The organism is Marinobacter santoriniensis NKSG1 (assembly GCF_000347775.1).
GTDB classification, from domain to species: domain Bacteria; phylum Pseudomonadota; class Gammaproteobacteria; order Pseudomonadales; family Oleiphilaceae; genus Marinobacter; species Marinobacter santoriniensis.
Genome location: NZ_APAT01000026.1, coordinates 24982 through 41303, shown reverse-complemented (window position 1 = coordinate 41303; position 16322 = coordinate 24982). Strand labels below are relative to the sequence as shown.

General features: G+C 59.1%; 17 protein-coding genes. 7 read left to right on the top strand and 10 right to left on the bottom strand.

The genetic code is table 11. The features are described from left to right. The first annotated feature begins 37 nt into the window (after positions 1-37). The 3 genes from MSNKSG1_RS16930 to MSNKSG1_RS16920 all read left to right on the top strand — a co-directional run bounded on the left by MSNKSG1_RS16930 (position 38) and on the right by MSNKSG1_RS16920 (position 1811). Entirely contained in the window at positions 38-550 is a 513-nt protein-coding gene (locus MSNKSG1_RS16930) for a TIGR02444 family protein (protein ID WP_008940522.1), read from the top strand. After that, complete coding sequence (locus MSNKSG1_RS16925; RefSeq protein WP_008940521.1) at positions 547-936, top strand: hypothetical protein; 390 nt, start codon at positions 547-549, stop codon at positions 934-936. Before MSNKSG1_RS16930 ends, MSNKSG1_RS16925 begins: the two co-directional genes overlap by 4 nt. A 131-nt stretch (positions 937-1067) precedes the next feature. Continuing rightward, complete coding sequence (locus tag MSNKSG1_RS16920; protein WP_008940520.1) at positions 1068-1811, top strand: FKBP-type peptidyl-prolyl cis-trans isomerase; 744 nt, start codon at positions 1068-1070, stop codon at positions 1809-1811. Positions 1812-1871: 60 nt separating this feature from the next. Here the strand turns inward: MSNKSG1_RS16920 and MSNKSG1_RS16915 are convergent, their stop codons facing one another. Both MSNKSG1_RS16915 and MSNKSG1_RS16910 read right to left on the bottom strand, forming a co-directional pair. After that, a complete protein-coding gene (locus MSNKSG1_RS16915) occupies positions 1872-2351 on the bottom strand; it encodes an Rsd/AlgQ family anti-sigma factor (RefSeq protein ID WP_008940519.1) in 480 nt (159 codons plus the stop codon). A 102-nt stretch (positions 2352-2453) separates the two neighbouring features. Beyond that, entirely contained in the window at positions 2454-2960 is a 507-nt protein-coding gene (locus tag MSNKSG1_RS16910) for a disulfide bond formation protein B (protein ID WP_040887045.1), read from the bottom strand. A gap of 124 nt (positions 2961-3084) precedes the next feature. Between MSNKSG1_RS16910 and MSNKSG1_RS16905 the strand changes: the two genes are divergently transcribed. Beyond that, positions 3085-3534, top strand: a complete 450-nt coding sequence (locus MSNKSG1_RS16905; RefSeq protein ID WP_040887044.1) for a flagellar basal body-associated FliL family protein — start codon at positions 3085-3087, stop codon at positions 3532-3534. A gap of 14 nt (positions 3535-3548) precedes the next feature. Here the strand turns inward: MSNKSG1_RS16905 and rmf are convergent, their stop codons facing one another. From rmf to MSNKSG1_RS16885, 4 genes are all read right to left on the bottom strand, one after another. After that, positions 3549-3761, bottom strand: a complete 213-nt coding sequence (rmf, locus tag MSNKSG1_RS16900; protein WP_008940516.1) for a ribosome modulation factor — start codon at positions 3759-3761, stop codon at positions 3549-3551. Positions 3762-3883: 122 nt separating this feature from the next. Next, positions 3884-5431 (bottom strand): glutamate--cysteine ligase, encoded by a 1548-nt coding sequence (gene gshA, locus MSNKSG1_RS16895; protein WP_008940515.1) that lies wholly within the window; start codon positions 5429-5431, stop codon positions 3884-3886. 65 nt (positions 5432-5496) lie between these two features. After that, positions 5497-7836: a Tex family protein gene (locus tag MSNKSG1_RS16890; RefSeq protein WP_008940514.1), complete on the bottom strand. Its 2340-nt coding sequence runs from the start codon at positions 7834-7836 to the stop codon at positions 5497-5499. A 53-nt stretch (positions 7837-7889) separates the two neighbouring features. After that, positions 7890-9626, bottom strand: coding sequence for an EAL domain-containing response regulator (locus MSNKSG1_RS16885; RefSeq protein ID WP_040887043.1), 1737 nt, complete (start codon positions 9624-9626; stop codon positions 7890-7892). 143 nt (positions 9627-9769) lie between these two features. Here MSNKSG1_RS16885 and rep point away from each other — a divergent pair, with 143 nt between their 5' ends. Then, complete coding sequence (gene rep, locus MSNKSG1_RS16880; protein ID WP_040887042.1) at positions 9770-11788, top strand: DNA helicase Rep; 2019 nt, start codon at positions 9770-9772, stop codon at positions 11786-11788. A gap of 79 nt (positions 11789-11867) precedes the next feature. Here the strand turns inward: rep and MSNKSG1_RS16875 are convergent, their stop codons facing one another. Then, positions 11868-12281: a c-type cytochrome gene (locus MSNKSG1_RS16875; protein ID WP_040887062.1), complete on the bottom strand. Its 414-nt coding sequence runs from the start codon at positions 12279-12281 to the stop codon at positions 11868-11870. Positions 12282-12483: 202 nt separating this feature from the next. Between MSNKSG1_RS16875 and MSNKSG1_RS16870 the strand changes: the two genes are divergently transcribed. Continuing rightward, positions 12484-12822, top strand: coding sequence for a hypothetical protein (locus tag MSNKSG1_RS16870; protein ID WP_008940510.1), 339 nt, complete (start codon positions 12484-12486; stop codon positions 12820-12822). A 10-nt stretch (positions 12823-12832) separates the two neighbouring features. Continuing rightward, complete coding sequence (locus tag MSNKSG1_RS16865; protein WP_008940509.1) at positions 12833-13948, top strand: phospholipase A; 1116 nt, start codon at positions 12833-12835, stop codon at positions 13946-13948. A 144-nt stretch (positions 13949-14092) separates the two neighbouring features. Here the strand turns inward: MSNKSG1_RS16865 and MSNKSG1_RS16860 are convergent, their stop codons facing one another. From MSNKSG1_RS16860 to MSNKSG1_RS16850, 3 genes are all read right to left on the bottom strand, one after another. Beyond that, a complete protein-coding gene (locus MSNKSG1_RS16860) occupies positions 14093-15451 on the bottom strand; it encodes a phosphohexomutase domain-containing protein (RefSeq protein ID WP_008940508.1) in 1359 nt (452 codons plus the stop codon). Positions 15452-15460: 9 nt separating this feature from the next. After that, positions 15461-15937 carry a bacterioferritin gene (bfr, locus tag MSNKSG1_RS16855; RefSeq protein WP_008940507.1) on the bottom strand — a complete coding sequence of 159 codons (477 nt, stop codon included), beginning with the start codon at positions 15935-15937 and terminating at the stop codon, positions 15461-15463. A gap of 88 nt (positions 15938-16025) precedes the next feature. Beyond that, positions 16026-16232: a bacterioferritin-associated ferredoxin gene (locus tag MSNKSG1_RS16850; RefSeq protein ID WP_008940506.1), complete on the bottom strand. Its 207-nt coding sequence runs from the start codon at positions 16230-16232 to the stop codon at positions 16026-16028. Between the last annotated feature and the right edge of the window lie 90 nt (positions 16233-16322).

Here is a 16322-nt window from a genome sequence, read left to right as displayed (position 1 = left end):
CATTCTATCAGCGTAAAGCAATCAGGAAAGGTTCGGCGTGCACGTACCGAGGGAGTTGGAACCGGACAACCCACTTTGGCGTTATGCCCTGGCAGTCTGGAAGAATCCTGACGTGCAGCGAACCTGCCTCGGGCTCCAGGATGAAGGCTGGAGCGTCACCCGCCTGATTCTTGCCGGTTGGCTGGCCCAACAGAACCGGCGGTACACAGAAGCGGAGGACGCTACGGTATCAGAGTGGCGCGATCGTGTAACCGGTCCCCTGAGGGCGGTACGCAGAAGTCTTCCAAAAGCGCCGGAGACCGTTGGTGGCCTGCGACAGAGTATCGCAGGACTTGAGTTGCAGGCGGAACAGCTGGAATTGGCACTGGTGTGGCGAACACAGGCACACATAAATCAAACCGAGGCGGACATGCACGGACGAGAAACGCTGATCAAAACCAATCTTGTCGCTGCAGCCCCCTGCACCCAACAGGCTAATGAGGTCTCAGATATCTTGAATGCACTGGCCCGATCCCTGGCTAACCTCTCCGAGGGAGATTACCAGCCATGATCATGAAGTGGCTCATACGGCTTTCATTTCCGGCGCTGGGGTTGCTCCTGCTGTTGATTTTCTTCGGCATTAACGACCCTCAGGAGGTGGCCGCACCGGTCACTCAGGACGACCCCCAGACGGACGAGATACCGGCCTTCGAAGGCCTGGTCCCATCTCCGGTTCCCACCGATGGTCCGGATATCGTTTTCAAATGGCAGGACACCGAGGGCAACTGGCATTACGCCGACCAGCCGCCATCCCAGGGTCCCTGGAACACGCTCGCCATCGAACGCCCGGAAAAATCGCTGGGGGGCAGCCCGCCTTCCGACCCGGACACCGACTGGCAGTCCCCCTACAGCGCCCCATTCTCAATGGGCCCCAATGCCGGTCGTAATGGCAGCTAAGCCAACCGTAGGCATCGTTAACACATGTTCAGTGGCATCTGCTGCCAGAAACCGCTACCTTTTGGGGTTCAACAAAGATAAGGAGGGAGCGCAATTCCCTCGCCAATACGCCAATCGTTAAGGACCTGGAAATGAAGAAAACCCTGCTAGCAATGGCCATGGCCGGCGTTGTCGCCGGATGTTCAACGCCGCCGGAGGCGCCGGATCAACCCAAACTCGATTCCGTCGAACAGAAGGTCAGTTACGGCATGGGGCTGGTGCTTGGTGAGCGCATGAGCAATGACCTGCCCGATCTCCAGATGGACCAGTTCCTCCAGGGCATCCAGCATGGCAACTCCGGAGACGAGAAGGTCAAGCGTCTGAGCCGTGACGAGATCAAAGAAGCCCTTATGACGTACCAGAAGCAGATGCAGGAAAAGCAGCAGAAGCAGATGGAGGAGCTGGCTCAGAAGAACAAGGAAGCCGGTGAGGCCTTCCTGGCGGAAAACGCCAAGAAAGAAGGCGTCAAAACGACCGAATCCGGCCTGCAGTACAAGGTGATCAAGGAAGGCACCGGCGCCAAACCGGCAGCGGACGATACCGTCAAGGTGCACTACACCGGAGAGCTATTGTCCGGAAAGGTATTCGACAGTTCCCGCGAACGTGGCGAGCCGGTGACTTTTACTCTGAACCAGGTCATTCCGGGCTGGACCGAAGGTCTTCAGCTGATGAGCGAAGGGGCTCGTTACAAGCTGTACATCCCGTCTGAGCTTGCGTACGGTCCGGGCGGAAACCGCGCCATCGGGCCCAACGAGACACTGGTCTTCGACGTGGAACTGCTGGCCATCAATCCTGATGACAGCGCCGACGACGGCGGAGACAACGCGTCAGAGTAATCGCCTTCAGGCACAAAAAAACCCGGTCAGTCGACCGGGTTTTTTATGTGTTCGGATTCATCACGCGGACGCCACTTTCCCCTCGTGCGCCCGGTGCAGGTGTTCAATGAGAAAATCTTCCATCTCGAACCGGTTTTCGAGCGTCTCGCCAAGCTGTGAAAGCTCATCAAACAATCCCCGGATGTCCGCCTCGGACAGGTGCCGGCCGTCCAGACGGTCGTTAAAACTGAGCGCCACCTCGGTGGTTTCCTGAATCCGGGGATAGAGCTTTGCAGCGAGTTCCAGGCCGCCGTCATTGAACTCCCGGGCTTCCTGAATCAGCTGTTCATAAACCTCGAAATGGCCCGCTGACACGTAGTCCACCAGGACCTCACACAGGCCGACGAACTTCTTCTTGAGGGCCTCGGTCTCTGAGAGGTCTTTTTCCCCCGTCAAATCACAATAGCGGACCAACAGTTCCTGGCGTGCCTGAAGCCAGCGATCAATCAGCTTGTTTACACCACCCCACCGCTCCTTGGCATTCCGGCAATTTTCCAACATGACGCCTGTTCTCCGCTTGTTTCTCCGGTCATCGGGACCGGGAGGAAATACGCTTGGTTCGTTGCTCAAGGTACCCCAAGGCAACGGTGGGCCGCAACCGTTTCAGCTTCGGATCCAGCCCCCTGACCGGGCCGGCCTCAACAGGAAATACAGGCCGATCAGCACCAGCAGACTGAAGCAGATCGCGGTCCATCCCGGGATGCTCAGCCCCAGAAAACGCCATACCACTTCCGCACAGTCACCGGTGCCCCGGATTGCCGTGGCAAGCACTTCCTTCCAGGGCAGCACTTCCAGCATGTAGTCCACGGAGGGGCCGCACGCCGGCACCTGATCCGCGGGCAGGCTCTGCAACCAGAGCTGGCGAATCGCCACACCAAGGCCAGCGCCCGCTGTCAGCGCCAGAAGCAAGCCGTAAACCCGGTTACCCCAGGCCACAGGCCCATGCAGAAAAGCCAGCAGGCTGACCACGGCCGCCCCCATAAAGCCAAAACGCTGGAGCCAGCACAGCGGACAGGGTTCCAGCCCCATCACATATTCCATGTAGAACGCCACCCCGAGCAGAGTCGCGCAAACGAGAAAAATGACACCAAAGACCCATCTGCTTGCCAAAACAACACCTCGAAGGAAAAATGGAACCTGAAACCAGCCCGAAGGCCTGCTATTCTCGGGAACAAGCCGTTGACGTAGCTAACGACTGCTCACTAAACCCTAAACCATGGTGAACTTCAAGCTTATGATTCGTCTGCCAAAACGCTTTCTGATTCTGGCCACCCTGCTTTCCATTCTCATACCGGCCATGGCCACGGCAGAAGAGAAAGCGGACTCCACTGAGGAAGCGCCAGCAGAAGCACCCGGCGTTACCGACTATATTTCCATGGATCCGGCTTTTGTCACCAACGTAGGCAAACCGGGCAACAAGGTGACCTACCTGAAAGCCGCGGTAACACTGAGGGCATCCAGCGAACAAACCCGGCCGGCTGTCGAGGCCCACATGCCCAGCCTGCGGAACGCGCTGGTGATGCTTTTCGGAGAACAGACGGATGCCGACGCCATCACGACCATGGATGGCCAGAAAGCGCTGAGGGAAGAGGCGAAAGCGAGGATCAACAAGATACTGGAAGAACAGCACACCGGTGTCTCGATCGATGGAGTGCTGTTCACCGAATTCGTAGTGCAGAAATAACCGAAAGGGCCGGGTCAGGCAATCCGGGAAAACAGGTCGTCGGCCTGACCGGGCTGCTCCCGGGTGGCATCGGCATCTTCCCAGCCAGCTTCCCAGGCGGCAATGACAACCTCACCCCGGTATGGGCAACGGGCCTTTTCCATGCCCATGGAGGCCGCCATATACCCCTGGCGGTACGCCTTGTTCAGTGATTCCACATCCCAGCCGAGTTTGATATCCCTTGCCATGACACGCTCCGAGTCAGCTCTCTGTTACAAAAACTAACAGCCGACCGGGAGCGTGACAAACCGGCCTTTCCGTTCTGTGCGGCAGGTCCACCTTCGGGTGTGACCGAGGGCGCCTCCGACCATCAGGAGCGCAGGTAATGCGCCAGAAAGCGTTCGAACGGGACGGTATCCGCAGCTTCGATATCGGCCTGTTCCGAGAGCGATAGCCGGCTCATCTCCTCGAAAGACGCCAGAACATCCGGTGCCAGCGATTCCTCCCGGAGGATCTGCTGATGCCGACGGGAGATGTCCATTACCCAGTCGCGGTGACCGAGGCCCGAACTGCGCATGGCCTCCAGCACTCGCCAGGAGGGCACGCCCTCGGCCAGGCTGCGGCGCTGGGACTCAAGCGCCTGAGTGTACCGATCGTCCCCGCACCAGCCGTCGAGTTGTTCTGCCAGTGGCGCCAACCGGTCCAGAATCTCCCTCGCCAGGGTCATGGCGCTGGCGCGCTCTCCACCGCAACACAGGGTCAGATCTGCGTCCCGGCCCCGTGAGACCACATCCTTGTAGTTATCATCCAGTCGTTCGCACTCGTCGTCGCCGATGCGCGGCGATTCGGAGAGCAGACAATCGAGCAGGAACAGGTCCAGGAAATCGATCTGCTCCCGATTCACGCCCACCGGTGAGAATGGGTCCAGATCCAGGCACCGCACCTCGATGTACTCGACCCCCCTGGCCTCCAGCGCCTGGATGGGCTTTTCCTCACGCTCCGTAGTGCGTTTCGGACGAACGGCACTGTAATACTCGTTCTCGATCTGCAACACGCTGGTGTTGATCTGGATGAACCGGTCACCCCGCCGCGTGCCAATTTCCTCGTATGGCGGCCAGGTGGTATGGATCGCCCGATCCAGCGTCTGTGTATAGGTGGACAATTCGTTGAAACAGATATTGAGCGACGCCTGGGCATTGTTGTGATAGCCCAGATCGCCCATTCTCAGCGAGGTGGCATTCTGGCCATAGGAGGTTCTTGGATCGAACCGGCTCAGGTCGTGCTGGACACCGGCCAAAAAGCTGTCGTCCAGGGCCGGCGAGGTGCCGAACAGCAGCATCAACAGCCAGCTCCGGCGGCGGAAATTCCGGATCAGCCAGAAATACTGGTCCGATTTGAAGTCCTTGAGGGACTGTCGGTTATCCAGTGCCTGCTGCCACTTCTCCCAGAATGCGTCCGGCAACGACAGGTTGTAATGGGCGCCGGCAATGCTCTGCATGACCCGCCCATACCGGACAGCAAGTCCCTGCCGGTAGACGTGTTTCAGATAGCCAATGTTGGAGCTTCCGTACTCGGCAATCGGAATGCTCTCATCGCCATCGAGTTCGCAGGGCATACTGGCCGCCCAGAAAACCTCGTCGTCCAGGTTCTTCTGCACGAATCGATGAATATCTCTCAGCGACTCCAGCAGGCTGTCTGTGCTGTCGCAGACCGGCGTGATCAGCTCCAGCAACGCTTCGGAATAGTCCGTGGTAATCCGTGGATGGGTCAGCGTGGAGCCAAGCGCCTCGGGGTGCGGCGTCTGGGCAATAAAACCGTTACGGTCGACCCGCAGGCCTTCCTTTTCCACCCCTTTCAGGAAACCGAACCAGTCCGATTTTGAAAACTGCCGGAACAGCGCGTGGCGGGATTCAGCCATGATGGACTCCTGCTGCGATGCCCCGTCTCGGCCGGGGCAGTCGATGAACCAATGATAGTAAGCCGTTAACGCCCATCCTTGCGAGCCGAGGCCAATGCCTGGGCCAGTGCACCCGCCATGGCGCCCTGTGCTGTCTTCTGACCGCCGCCAGCCTTGCCCTTGTGTCGGGAGGTGGCACGGTTGTCCGGTCGCGCACGACCCGAGGACGGCCGGCCATCGTTCTTTTCTCCCGGCTCATCGTCCATGCGCATGGACAAACCGATGCGTTTGCGGGGGATATCCACGTCCATCACCTTGACCCGGACAATATCGCCGGCCTTGACCACTTCGCGGGGATCCTTGACGAAGGTATGGGACAGCGCCGAAATGTGTACCAGACCATCCTGGTGCACGCCGATATCCACAAAGGCACCGAAATTCGTCACGTTGGTGACCGAACCTTCCAGCACCATGCCGGGCTTGAGGTCATTCAACGTTTCAACACCCTCCTCGAAATTCGCAAAGCGGAATTCCGGCCGCGGATCCCGCCCGGGTTTCTCGAGTTCGGCAATAATATCCTTTACGGTCGGCAGACCGAATTGTTCTGTTACGTAATCCTGCGGATTCAGACCACGAAGGAAGGCAGAATCTCCGATAATATCGTCCACTTTCCGGTTGTTCCGGCTCGCGATGGCTTCAACCACACCGTAGGCTTCCGGGTGTACCGAAGACCGGTCCAGCGGGTTCTCCCCACTGGCGATTCGAAGAAAGCCCGCCGCCTGCTCGAAGGTCCGGTCGCCCAGACGGGTGACCTTCAGCAACTGTTTGCGGTTGGTAAACATGCCGTTCTGGTTGCGGAAGTCGACAATGTTCTGGGCAATACTCTGGTTCAGGCCGGACACCTTGGCCAACAGGGGCACAGACGCGGTGTTCAGATCCACGCCAACGCCGTTTACACAGTCTTCGACAACGGCATCCAGGCTGCGTGACAGCTGAACCTGGGAGACATCGTGCTGATACTGCCCCACACCAATGGACTTGGGTTCGATTTTCACCAGCTCCGCAAGCGGGTCCTGGAGACGCCGGGCAATCGAGACGGCCCCGCGGATGGTCACGTCCAGATCCGGCAGTTCCCGGGAGGCAAACTCGGACGCCGAATACACCGACGCCCCCGATTCGTTGACCACGATCCGGGCCAGCTTGAGTTCCGGGTACCGTTTACAAAGATCCCCCACCAGCTTCTCGGTCTCCCGGGACGCTGTCCCGTTACCGATCGCCACCAGCTCGATGCCGTATTGGCGACACCAGGTGGCCAACTGTTCAATGGATTGATCCCACTTTTTCTGGGGTGCATGGGGAAAAATCGCACCATGCCCGACCACCTGGCCGGTTCCGTCGATAACCGCCACCTTCACGCCGGTACGCAGGCCCGGATCCAGGCCCAGAGTGGGCCGGGGGCCGGCCGGCGCCAACAGCAGCAGATCCTTGAGATTGGCGGCAAACACGTTGATCGCTTCGGTCTCGGCGCCTTCGCGCACATGCGCCATCAGATCGGTCTCGATCTGGGTGGACAGCTTGACCCGCCAGGTCCAGCGGACCACCTCTGACAGCCAACGGTCGGCGGCACGCCCCTGGTCACGGATGCCCCAGTGTGCCGCGATGCGCTGTTCGGCCGGATGCGGCTGACGGCGGTCATCTTCGCCGTCGCCAACCACGATGGTATAGCCAAGAATTCCCTCGTTCCGGCCACGCAGAATGGCGAGAGCCCGATGGGACGGCACCTTGCGCAGCGGTTCCACGTGGTCGAAATAATCCCGGAATTTCGCGCCCTCGGTCTCCTTGCCTTCCACGACGGTCACTTTCAGCTGACCCTCACGCCAGATGTAATCCCGCAGATCGCCCAGGAGTTCGGCATCTTCGGCAAAACGCTCCATAAGGATGTAACGGGCGCCGTCCAGTGCGGACTTGGTGTCTTCAACACCGGCTTCGGCATTGATATACCCTTCGGCCGTGGTTTCCGGGTTCAGGGTCGGATCGTCGTACAGGGCATCCGCCAGGGGTTCCAGCCCGGCTTCCCGCGCGATCTGGGCCTTGGTACGACGCTTGGGCTTGTAGGGCAGATACAGGTCTTCCAGCCGGTTCTTCGTATCGGCGGCATCAATCGCAGCACGAAGCTCATCGGTCAGCTTGCCCTGCTCCTCGATGCTGTTGAGGATGGTGGACCGGCGATCTTCCAGCTCGCGCAGGTAGCGCAGCCGCTCTTCCAGCGTACGGAGCTGGCTGTCATCGAGGGAACCGGTCACCTCTTTACGGTAACGGGCAATAAACGGAACGGTCGAGCCCTCGTCCAGCAGGGCAATGGTGGCATTTACCTGTTGTTCGCGGACGCCGAGCTCTTCGGCGATGCGGCTGGAAATACTGTTCATGCAACCTCTGTCGTTAACATGGGAGTCGAATTAACGGGGAAAGGTACAGCGGCTTACTTCTGCAAGCAAGCGGACTGGCCGCGGCTGGTCAGGAATTGAACAAGGTCGTTCCAGGGCATGGGACGGGCGTAATAATACCCCTGGACTTCATCACAGTGCGACTGGCGCAGGAACTCCAGCTGACCCTCGGTCTCGACACCCTCGGCCACAACGCTCATCTGGAGACTGTGGGAGAGGCTGATGATCGCCCGGATGATGTGCTCAGCGTCTGCCGAATGGCCCAGTTCCTGGACAAAGGACTTGTCGATCTTGACCAGGGAGATGGGCAGATGCTGGAGATTACTGAGCGAGGAAAACCCGGTTCCGAAATCGTCCAGCGCAAAACTGATACCCAGCTGGTTGAGCTCACGGAGACAGCGCTGTGCGTACTCGGGATCGTGCATCATGGCACTCTCCGTCAATTCCAGCTCAAGCAGGCTGGTATCAACGTTGGCATTGAAGATGATCCGGAAGATGGTTTCGGTCATTTTCCGGTCGTGGAACTGACGAAACGACAGATTGACGGCAAACACGAGGCCCGGAAACCCCAACCCGGCCGACTCCTGCAGCCGCTTGCAGGCCTGCTCGATCACCCAGTACCCGATCGGCACGATCAGCCCGCTGCGCTCCGCGACTGGAATGAACTCATCCGGCCCCACCAGCCCGCGCTGGGGATGATTCCAACGCAACAGGCATTCCACGCCCCGCACCTCTTCTGTCGCCAGGTCGACCCGGGGCTGATAATACACCTCGAGCTCGCCCCCTCTCAGGGCGTTGCGCAGATCCGCTTCCAGACGAAGCTGATAGCCGGCGGTAATGTGCAGCTGGCGATCGTAGAAACGGTAGCTGGTGCCCGGATCGCGCTTCGCCTCGAACATGGCCCGATTGGCCCGTCGCATCAGGTTTTCCGCGTTGTCGCCGGATTCCGGATAGGTGGCGACCCCGAGGCTGGCACTGACCACGAGGGTCTGGCCATCCACCGTCAAAGGGTCGTCCAGGGCAGACACCACCTTGCGAATGATCCGGGTAATGTCGAGGGAGTCCTCGACCTTTTCGATGATAATGGCCAGCTCGTCCCCGCCTATGCGCATCAGCGAGTCCACGCGCCTGAGAGCCCGGCGCAGCCTTTCGGCCAGTTTCATGATCATCTGATCGCTTTTCTGGTAACCGAAGGATTCGTTGATGCTGCGGAAATCATCGAGGTTAAGATGCAGCAGCGCCAGCCGCTGGCCACCCCGCTCGGCCCGAAGCAGCGCCTGCTGAAGGCGGTCGAAGAACAGATCCCGGTTGATCACCCCGGTCGCCAGTTCCCGACCCAGATGCCCCTGGGCTGACGCACTGAGCTGCTGGCGATACCACAGGCATCGGACAGCCCGGGCAAAAGCCCAGTAATCGAGACTGCTGCGGGAGAGATAGTCCGAGGCACCCTCGGCCAACAAAGCCGGGGCCCGTTCACCCGGCGATTCGGCGCTCAGCGCCAACACCGGCTTTTCGTCACTGGATACCGAGAGATACTGGAGAAACGACGCTTCATCACCACCGTGGAACGCACAGTCCCAGACGATGACATCGAAGCTGGCATTACGGATCAGGTCATCACAATCGATCAGATCCGGACACCAGGTAACGTCCGGATCCATTTCGGGATCTGAGTCGAGCAGTGATCGGAGCCACAGAAAATCGGTATGATGCGGCGACAGCACCAACACGCGCAATTGATCAGGCCTCTGCGTCTCCAGGGGCAATGTCATCAAACAGAATTCCTTTTTGTACCAGCAACCGCGTCCGTTCCATGAATGATAGCCCATAGAACGCCAAGGTACAGTAACGAATCGTGGTGTAGAATGATGACACGAATTTCTGGCTCATGCCGTTCCAATCCGGTCCTCTATCTGTGAACAGACTCAATCCCCGACAACACGAAGCGGTTCGCTACGCTGACGGCCCCCTGCTGGTTCTCGCCGGTGCCGGCAGTGGCAAGACCAGTGTGATCACCCGGAAAATCGCCTACCTGATCGAGGAACTGGGCATCCCCGGCCGGCATATTGCGGCGGTGACTTTCACCAACAAGGCCGCGCGGGAAATGAAGGAGCGGGTCGGGAGGATCGTCGACCGGAGCAAAACCCGGGGGCTGATAGTCTCCACGTTCCACAACCTTGGCCTGAACATGATTCGGGAGGAGCACCCGCATCTGGGCTATCACCCCGGATTCTCGATCTTCGACGCCGAGGACGCCAAGGCCCTGCTGCAGGATCTGATGCTCCGCGAGGCCAGCGCCGACGCGGGTGACGAACTCAACCAGGTTCAGATGACCATCTCCGCCTGGAAAAATGCCATGCGTGGCCCGGAAGAGGCGCTCAGTAAAGCGGCGGATGAGCGAGAGCAACGGATCGCGTTGATCTACAAGCACTACAACGAATACCTGAAAGCCTACAATGCGGTCGATTTCGACGATCTGATCCTGCTTCCGGTAAAGCTGTTCCAGACCCACCCGGACATTCTGGCCAAGTGGCGCCGGAAGATCCGCTACATGCTGGTGGACGAGTACCAGGACACCAACGTCTGCCAGTACGAACTGGTCAAGCTTCTGGTGGCCGAACGTGCCGCCTTTACGGTGGTCGGTGACGACGATCAGTCGATCTATGCCTGGCGGGGTGCGCGTCCCGAGAACCTCGCCCAGCTGAAAGAAGATTTTCCGAGCCTCAGAATCGTCAAGCTGGAGCAGAACTACCGCTCCACCGGTCGCATCCTGCGCAGCGCCAATACCGTCATCGCCAACAACCCGCATGCGTTCGAAAAGGCACTGTGGAGTGATCACACCATCGGCGAGGAAATTCGCGTCATCCGTTGCCGGAACGAGGATGCCGAGGCCGACCGGGTGGCAACGGAGATCATCGACCAGAAGCTCAAACAGGGGCTCGATTTCCGGGATTTCGCCGTGCTCTACCGGGGGAATCACCAGTCCCGGCTACTGGAGATGAAGCTCCAGGCCTACCAGATCCCCTACCGTATATCCGGTGGCCAGTCGTTCTTCTCGAAAAACGAGATCAAGGATGCCATGTCGTACCTGCGCCTGCTGGTCAACCCGAACGACGACGCCGCCTTTCTCCGTGTGGTGAACGTACCGCGCCGCGAAATCGGGCCACGCACTCTGGAGCAGCTCAGCCACTATGCCCGGTCCCGCGATGTCAGCCTGTTCAAGGCGCTCGGTGACATGGGTGCCGAAGCCCACGTGACCGAGAAAGGACTGGAACGGCTGAGGCGGTTCGCCAACTGGGTGGACAGGACCTGCGAGCGACTCCACTCCGAAGACCCGATACCGGTGATCAAGCAACTGTTTACCGACATCGAATACGAAGAGTGGCTGCACCAGCACTCCGGCACGCCCAAGCAGGCCCAGCGACGCATGGAAAACATCTGGTACCTGGTTGATTCGATCCAGCGCATGCTCGACGACGGCAAGGGCACCGCAGACGAGCTGGGCATCGAAGATGCCATAAGCCGTCTGATCCTGCGGGACATGATGGAACAGCGGGAAGAAGAGGACGACAGCGACAAGGTCCAGCTGCTGACCCTCCATGCCTCCAAGGGTCTGGAGTTTCCCCATGTGTTCATCATGGGCCTTGAGGAAGAAATCCTCCCTCACCGCTCGAGCATCGAGGAAGGCAACATCGAAGAGGAACGGCGCCTGATGTACGTCGGCATCACCCGGGCGAGGGAAACCCTGACGCTCACCTACGCCGCGTCCCGCAAACAGTATGGCGAGAAAATCGAAACCATTCCCAGCCGCTTCCTGGACGAGTTGCCTGAGGAAGACCTGAAATGGCATGGGCTTGGCGATACGGACCAGCAGGCCAACCAGCAAAAAGGAAGGGCAACGCTCAGCGCTCTGCTGGGCGATCTGGATAACTGACTGTCAATCGGGGAGGCGGAAGGGAAGGTGGGACACCTCACCAGCCACATCGGACCGGTGAGGCTATTTTGCGCAACGGTTACTGGCTATTGGAAACCATGTACTCGATGGCACTCTTGATCTCTTCGTCCGGACAATCAGCGCAACCGCCTTTGGCCGGCATCGCGTTGAAACCGTTCAGGGCGTGATTGATCAGAGTATCCATGCCCTTGTCGATGCGGGGTGCCCACGCAGCCGTGTCACCGACCTTCGGAGCGCCTGCAGCACCGGTGCTGTGACACGCTGTACACACGGCGTTGAACACCTCTTCACCGGAACGGGGACCGGCATTGGCTGCCTGGGAAGGCGCAGCGGCCGCGCCACACTCGTCACCCTGCTGGCAGACAGTGCCGACCGGCTGGATACGCGCTTTGATATCGTCTTCAACACTAGCTACAGCAGCGCCTGCAAAAAAGCTGAAGCCAAGGAGCACAACAGCCAGGACTCTTTTTATGTTCACAATGCACCTCGCATTTGAGCGTTATAATCGTTGGTGCCCGCATTATAGCGACTGCAACCTGCCAAAAAAACCAAATCACCCAGCCAGAATTTGATTTCAACCAGTTTAATTGCGATTTCGTAAATCCGGAGGTACCCGGACCGCAATACAGGTACCATACGATCGATCCATTCAAACGCTGTTCAGGATGCCTCTGATGTCCAATGCCGACAACCAACAACCACATCCGTGGCGACGGCCACTGCTGACACTGGAATTCTCTGCACTGGCGGTCCTTCTGGGCTCCATGCTCTGGCTGTCCGACCAGGCCAAGCAGGGAGTCGCCATCAGTACGGGCTGGCTGCTTGTACCCACGCTTGCCAGCCTGGGCGTGTTCGGCAGTTTTATCGGCCTGATGTACCTGCGTTGGGTGGCCGCTTCCAGTGCAGAGAACCGGTCCCGCCACAAGCTGATCTTCGCGATCCTGGCGCTGACCCTCCTGGGTGTCTGGGTCTACGGGATCGCCAATACCTGGTTCAGCCTGAACAATCACTGAGGAATCCGCGATGGCACAGCATTTATCGGGCAGGATGCCTCTGCTGCTTTTGTACACATCCGCCATCCTCAGTCTGCCGGCCTTCGCAGAACCCGGACAAACCGGTTCGCTATCCGCCGATGACTGCGCCCTGATCAAGAATGGCGTCCAGCGGCTGGCCTGTTACGATCAGGTTTTCGAGACAGAAAGCAGGCGCCAGAACGCCCCGGACAAAGAGATCGAGAAGGCGCAGGATTCCTTGAGCGAGGCACTGCCGGTATCCGAGCAGACACCCGGGGCGGATTCTCCTGCAGCAGGCTCTGGCGATGACGGCGTGATGAACCACCTGCTCGACCGTTACGTCGCTGCGGAGAAGGCCCTGTTTTCGTTTTCCGGCAGTTTCGTTGCCCACCGCCCGACCTACATCCTGCCCATCACCTGGGTCAAATCCCCGAACCCTCGACCATACAGTCCCCGCCTTGGAACCACCGGCTACGACTACACCCTGGAGCACGATGAGGCCAAGTATCAGATCAGCTTCAAGGTGCCGCTACTGACCGGCTGGCTCAACGACCGGACGACCCTCTGGTTCGGATATACCCAGCAGTCCTACTGGCAGGTCTACAATCAGCAGGATTCGGCGCCCTTCCGCGAAACCAACTATGAGCCGGAAGTGTTTCTGCGCTATCAGACGGGCTGGGATGTGGGTCCGGGCACGCTCGACGGTGTGACGATCGGGTTCAATCACCAGTCCAATGGTCAGTCAGAGCCGCGTTCGCGGAGCTGGAACCGGATCGTGGGTACCGCCGCCTACAGCTATGGGCGCTGGCTGTTCATGGTGCAACCCTGGTATCGGATCCCTGAGGGCAGTAACGACGACAATGCCGACATCGAGCAATACCTCGGGTACGCCAACTATCACGCGGTGTACAAGCTCAGTGAGGATCGGACGTTTTCGCTGCGGCTAATGAACAACCTCCGGTCAGAGGACAACCGGACGTCGGTGGAGTTTGGTTACAGCTTTCCGATGGGCGATACGATCAAGGGGTTTTTCCAGTACTACAACGGCTATGGGGAAAGTCTGATCGACTATAACCACCGGATTCAGCGGTTTGGGATCGGGATTATGCTGAATGACTGGCTTTGACCACTGGGTGCAAGACCGCTCGCCACGACTCCCTTCCTGAAACACGCGCCTTGCGGCACATCCTTGTGGCGCTTGGGCTCCGCCATCCATGGCTCCGCACAGTTTCAGGAAGGGAGCCGTGCCGATCGGCCCCTTGAAGACTTGCTAGACCTCTTGGTTCAGCCTGTCCATTTCCGCCAGCAACTCCTCGGTTTTCTCTTTCATCAGCGGAATATTTGCTCTCGACTCGACGTTCAGGCGCACCACCGGTTCCGTATTGGACATCCGGAGGTTAAACCGCCAGTCGTCGAATTCGATACTCACACCGTCTACGTGACTGACCTTTTTGGCGCCCACACTGTATTTGGCTTCAATGGCCGCGATGACCTTGGGGGGATCGTCGATGGTGCGGTTGATTTCGCCGCTGGCCGGGTAGGCCTCGATTCGGGCGTCGATCAGGGACGACAGGGTCTGGCCGGACTGGCAGAGGCGCTCGGCGACCAGTAGCCAGGGGATCATGCCGCTGTCGCAGTAGGCGAAGTCACGGAAGTAGTGATGGGCGCTCATCTCGCCGCCGTAGACGGCGTCTTCATCGCGCATGCGCTGTTTGATGAAGGCATGGCCGGTTTTGCTTTCGATGGCTTCGCCGCCAGCCGCCTTGACCAGGTCCAGGGTGTTCCAGGTCAGGCGCGGGTCGTGGATGACCTTGCCGCCGCCGGTCTTGCGCAGGAACTGGTCCGCCAGCAGGCCGACGATGTAGTAGCCCTCGATGAACCGGCCATTCTCGTCGAAGAAGAAGCAGCGGTCGTAATCCCCGTCCCAGGCAATGCCCATGGCCGCGCCCTGCTCGATCACCGCATCGGCGGTCACCGCCCGGTTCTCCGGAAGGATGGGGTTGGGTACGCCATTGGGGAAATGCCCGTCGGGCTGGTGGTGGATCTTGATGAAATCGAACGGCAGGTGCTGTTCCAGCTCGTCGATCACCAGTCCGGCGCCACCATTGCCGGCGTTACAGACGATGGTCAGCGGCGTCAGGACGCCTGCATCAACGTAGCCCAGAAGGTGGTCCACATAGGCGCTCATGACTTCGAGGGGCTCGTAGCGGCCCTGTTCCGGCGCATCGGCGAAGGGTTCGGGGACCCGGTCGCGGATCTCGTTCAGTCCGTTGTCGGAGCTGATCGGCCGGGATTCGGGGCCGACCATCTTCATGCCGTTGTGGTCCTTGGGATTATGGCTCGCGGTCACCATGATGCCGCCATCCATCTTGTAGTGGCTGGTGGCAAAGTACACCTGCTCGGTGCCGCACAGGCCGATATCGAAGACGTCGGCGCCGGCCGCCATCAGGCCGGAGCTGAGCGCTTCGGCGATCTCGGGGCTGGAAAGGCGGATGTCGTAGCCAACGATCACTTTCCGGGCCCCCGTGACTTCAACGTAGGCACGGCCGATACGCTCGGCCAGGGCGGGATTCAGTTGATCCGGTACCCGACCACGCAGGTCATAGGCTTTGAAACAGGACAGGTCCATTGTCGTCGTTTACTCCGCAGCAGAGGACTGAAGCTGAACGTAATTCTGGATGCCCATCTGGGCGATCATTTCCAGCTGCGTTTCGAGCCAGTCGATGTGCTCTTCTTCACTGTCGAGGATGGTGCGGAACAGCTCCCGGCTGGTGAAGTCCTGGACTTCTTCGCAATACAGAATCGCTTCTTTCAGATCGGCGTGGGCGGTTTCTTCCAGTCTGAGGTCGCAGGAGATCATTTCCTCGACGTTCTCACCGATCAGCAGTTTGTTGAGATCCTGGAGATTGGGCAGCCCTTCGAGAAACAGGATCCGCTCGATCAGCAGATCCGCATGCTTCATCTCGTCGATGGACTCTTCGTATTCCTTGGCCGCCAGCTTGGTGATTCCCCAATCCTTGTACATGCGGGAGTGAAGGAAATACTGGTTGATTGCGGTGAGTTCGTTGGCGAGGACTTTATTGAGATGCTGGATGACTTTCTTGTCGCCTTTCATAAGGGGGCTCCCGGGTCCTGAATGAGTTCGACTCCTAGGATAGCCCCTTATGGCGCCGGACAAAAACCGGCGAAGGCATTTTCCGTCGTCAGGCCGGTTGGGCCAGCATGTCAGCGAGTTTCAGATAGTCCGGAGTCTGGCTTTCCCGCAGGATCTGACGGGCCGTGGAGGCACACCGACCACACTGCGTGCCCACACCCAGCTCTTTACCAAGCTGACGCATGGAGCTGACCCCGTTTTCCGCGGCTTCGCGGATGGTCCGATCGGTAACACCGTGGCACAAACAGACGTACATAGAACAACACTCACTGACTTGATGAAAGCTAGTGATAATTATTGTCATTCACATCGGGAATTACAACCCCCGCCTGGTTAACTTTTGTTC

What these genes read in the sequence shown, in the direction of transcription:
- MSNKSG1_RS16850 (WP_008940506.1), bottom strand. Translation starts at nt 16,232, where the DNA reads ATGTACGTCTGTTTGTGCCACGGTGTTACCGATCGGACCATCCGCGAA.
- MSNKSG1_RS16915 (WP_008940519.1), bottom strand. Translation starts at nt 2,351, where the DNA reads ATGTTGGAAAATTGCCGGAATGCCAAGGAGCGGTGGGGTGGTGTAAAC.
- MSNKSG1_RS16885 (WP_040887043.1), bottom strand. Translation starts at nt 9,626, where the DNA reads ATGACATTGCCCCTGGAGACGCAGAGGCCTGATCAATTGCGCGTGTTG.
- MSNKSG1_RS16860 (WP_008940508.1), bottom strand. Translation starts at nt 15,451, where the DNA reads ATGGACCTGTCCTGTTTCAAAGCCTATGACCTGCGTGGTCGGGTACCG.
- MSNKSG1_RS16925 (WP_008940521.1), top strand. Translation starts at nt 547, where the DNA reads ATGATCATGAAGTGGCTCATACGGCTTTCATTTCCGGCGCTGGGGTTG.
- MSNKSG1_RS16870 (WP_008940510.1), top strand. Translation starts at nt 12,484, where the DNA reads ATGTCCAATGCCGACAACCAACAACCACATCCGTGGCGACGGCCACTG.
- MSNKSG1_RS16890 (WP_008940514.1), bottom strand. Translation starts at nt 7,836, where the DNA reads ATGAACAGTATTTCCAGCCGCATCGCCGAAGAGCTCGGCGTCCGCGAA.
- MSNKSG1_RS16865 (WP_008940509.1), top strand. Translation starts at nt 12,833, where the DNA reads ATGGCACAGCATTTATCGGGCAGGATGCCTCTGCTGCTTTTGTACACA.
- MSNKSG1_RS16905 (WP_040887044.1), top strand. Translation starts at nt 3,085, where the DNA reads ATGATTCGTCTGCCAAAACGCTTTCTGATTCTGGCCACCCTGCTTTCC.
- rmf (WP_008940516.1), bottom strand. Translation starts at nt 3,761, where the DNA reads ATGGCAAGGGATATCAAACTCGGCTGGGATGTGGAATCACTGAACAAG.
- bfr (WP_008940507.1), bottom strand. Translation starts at nt 15,937, where the DNA reads ATGAAAGGCGACAAGAAAGTCATCCAGCATCTCAATAAAGTCCTCGCC.
- gshA (WP_008940515.1), bottom strand. Translation starts at nt 5,431, where the DNA reads ATGGCTGAATCCCGCCACGCGCTGTTCCGGCAGTTTTCAAAATCGGAC.
- MSNKSG1_RS16920 (WP_008940520.1), top strand. Translation starts at nt 1,068, where the DNA reads ATGAAGAAAACCCTGCTAGCAATGGCCATGGCCGGCGTTGTCGCCGGA.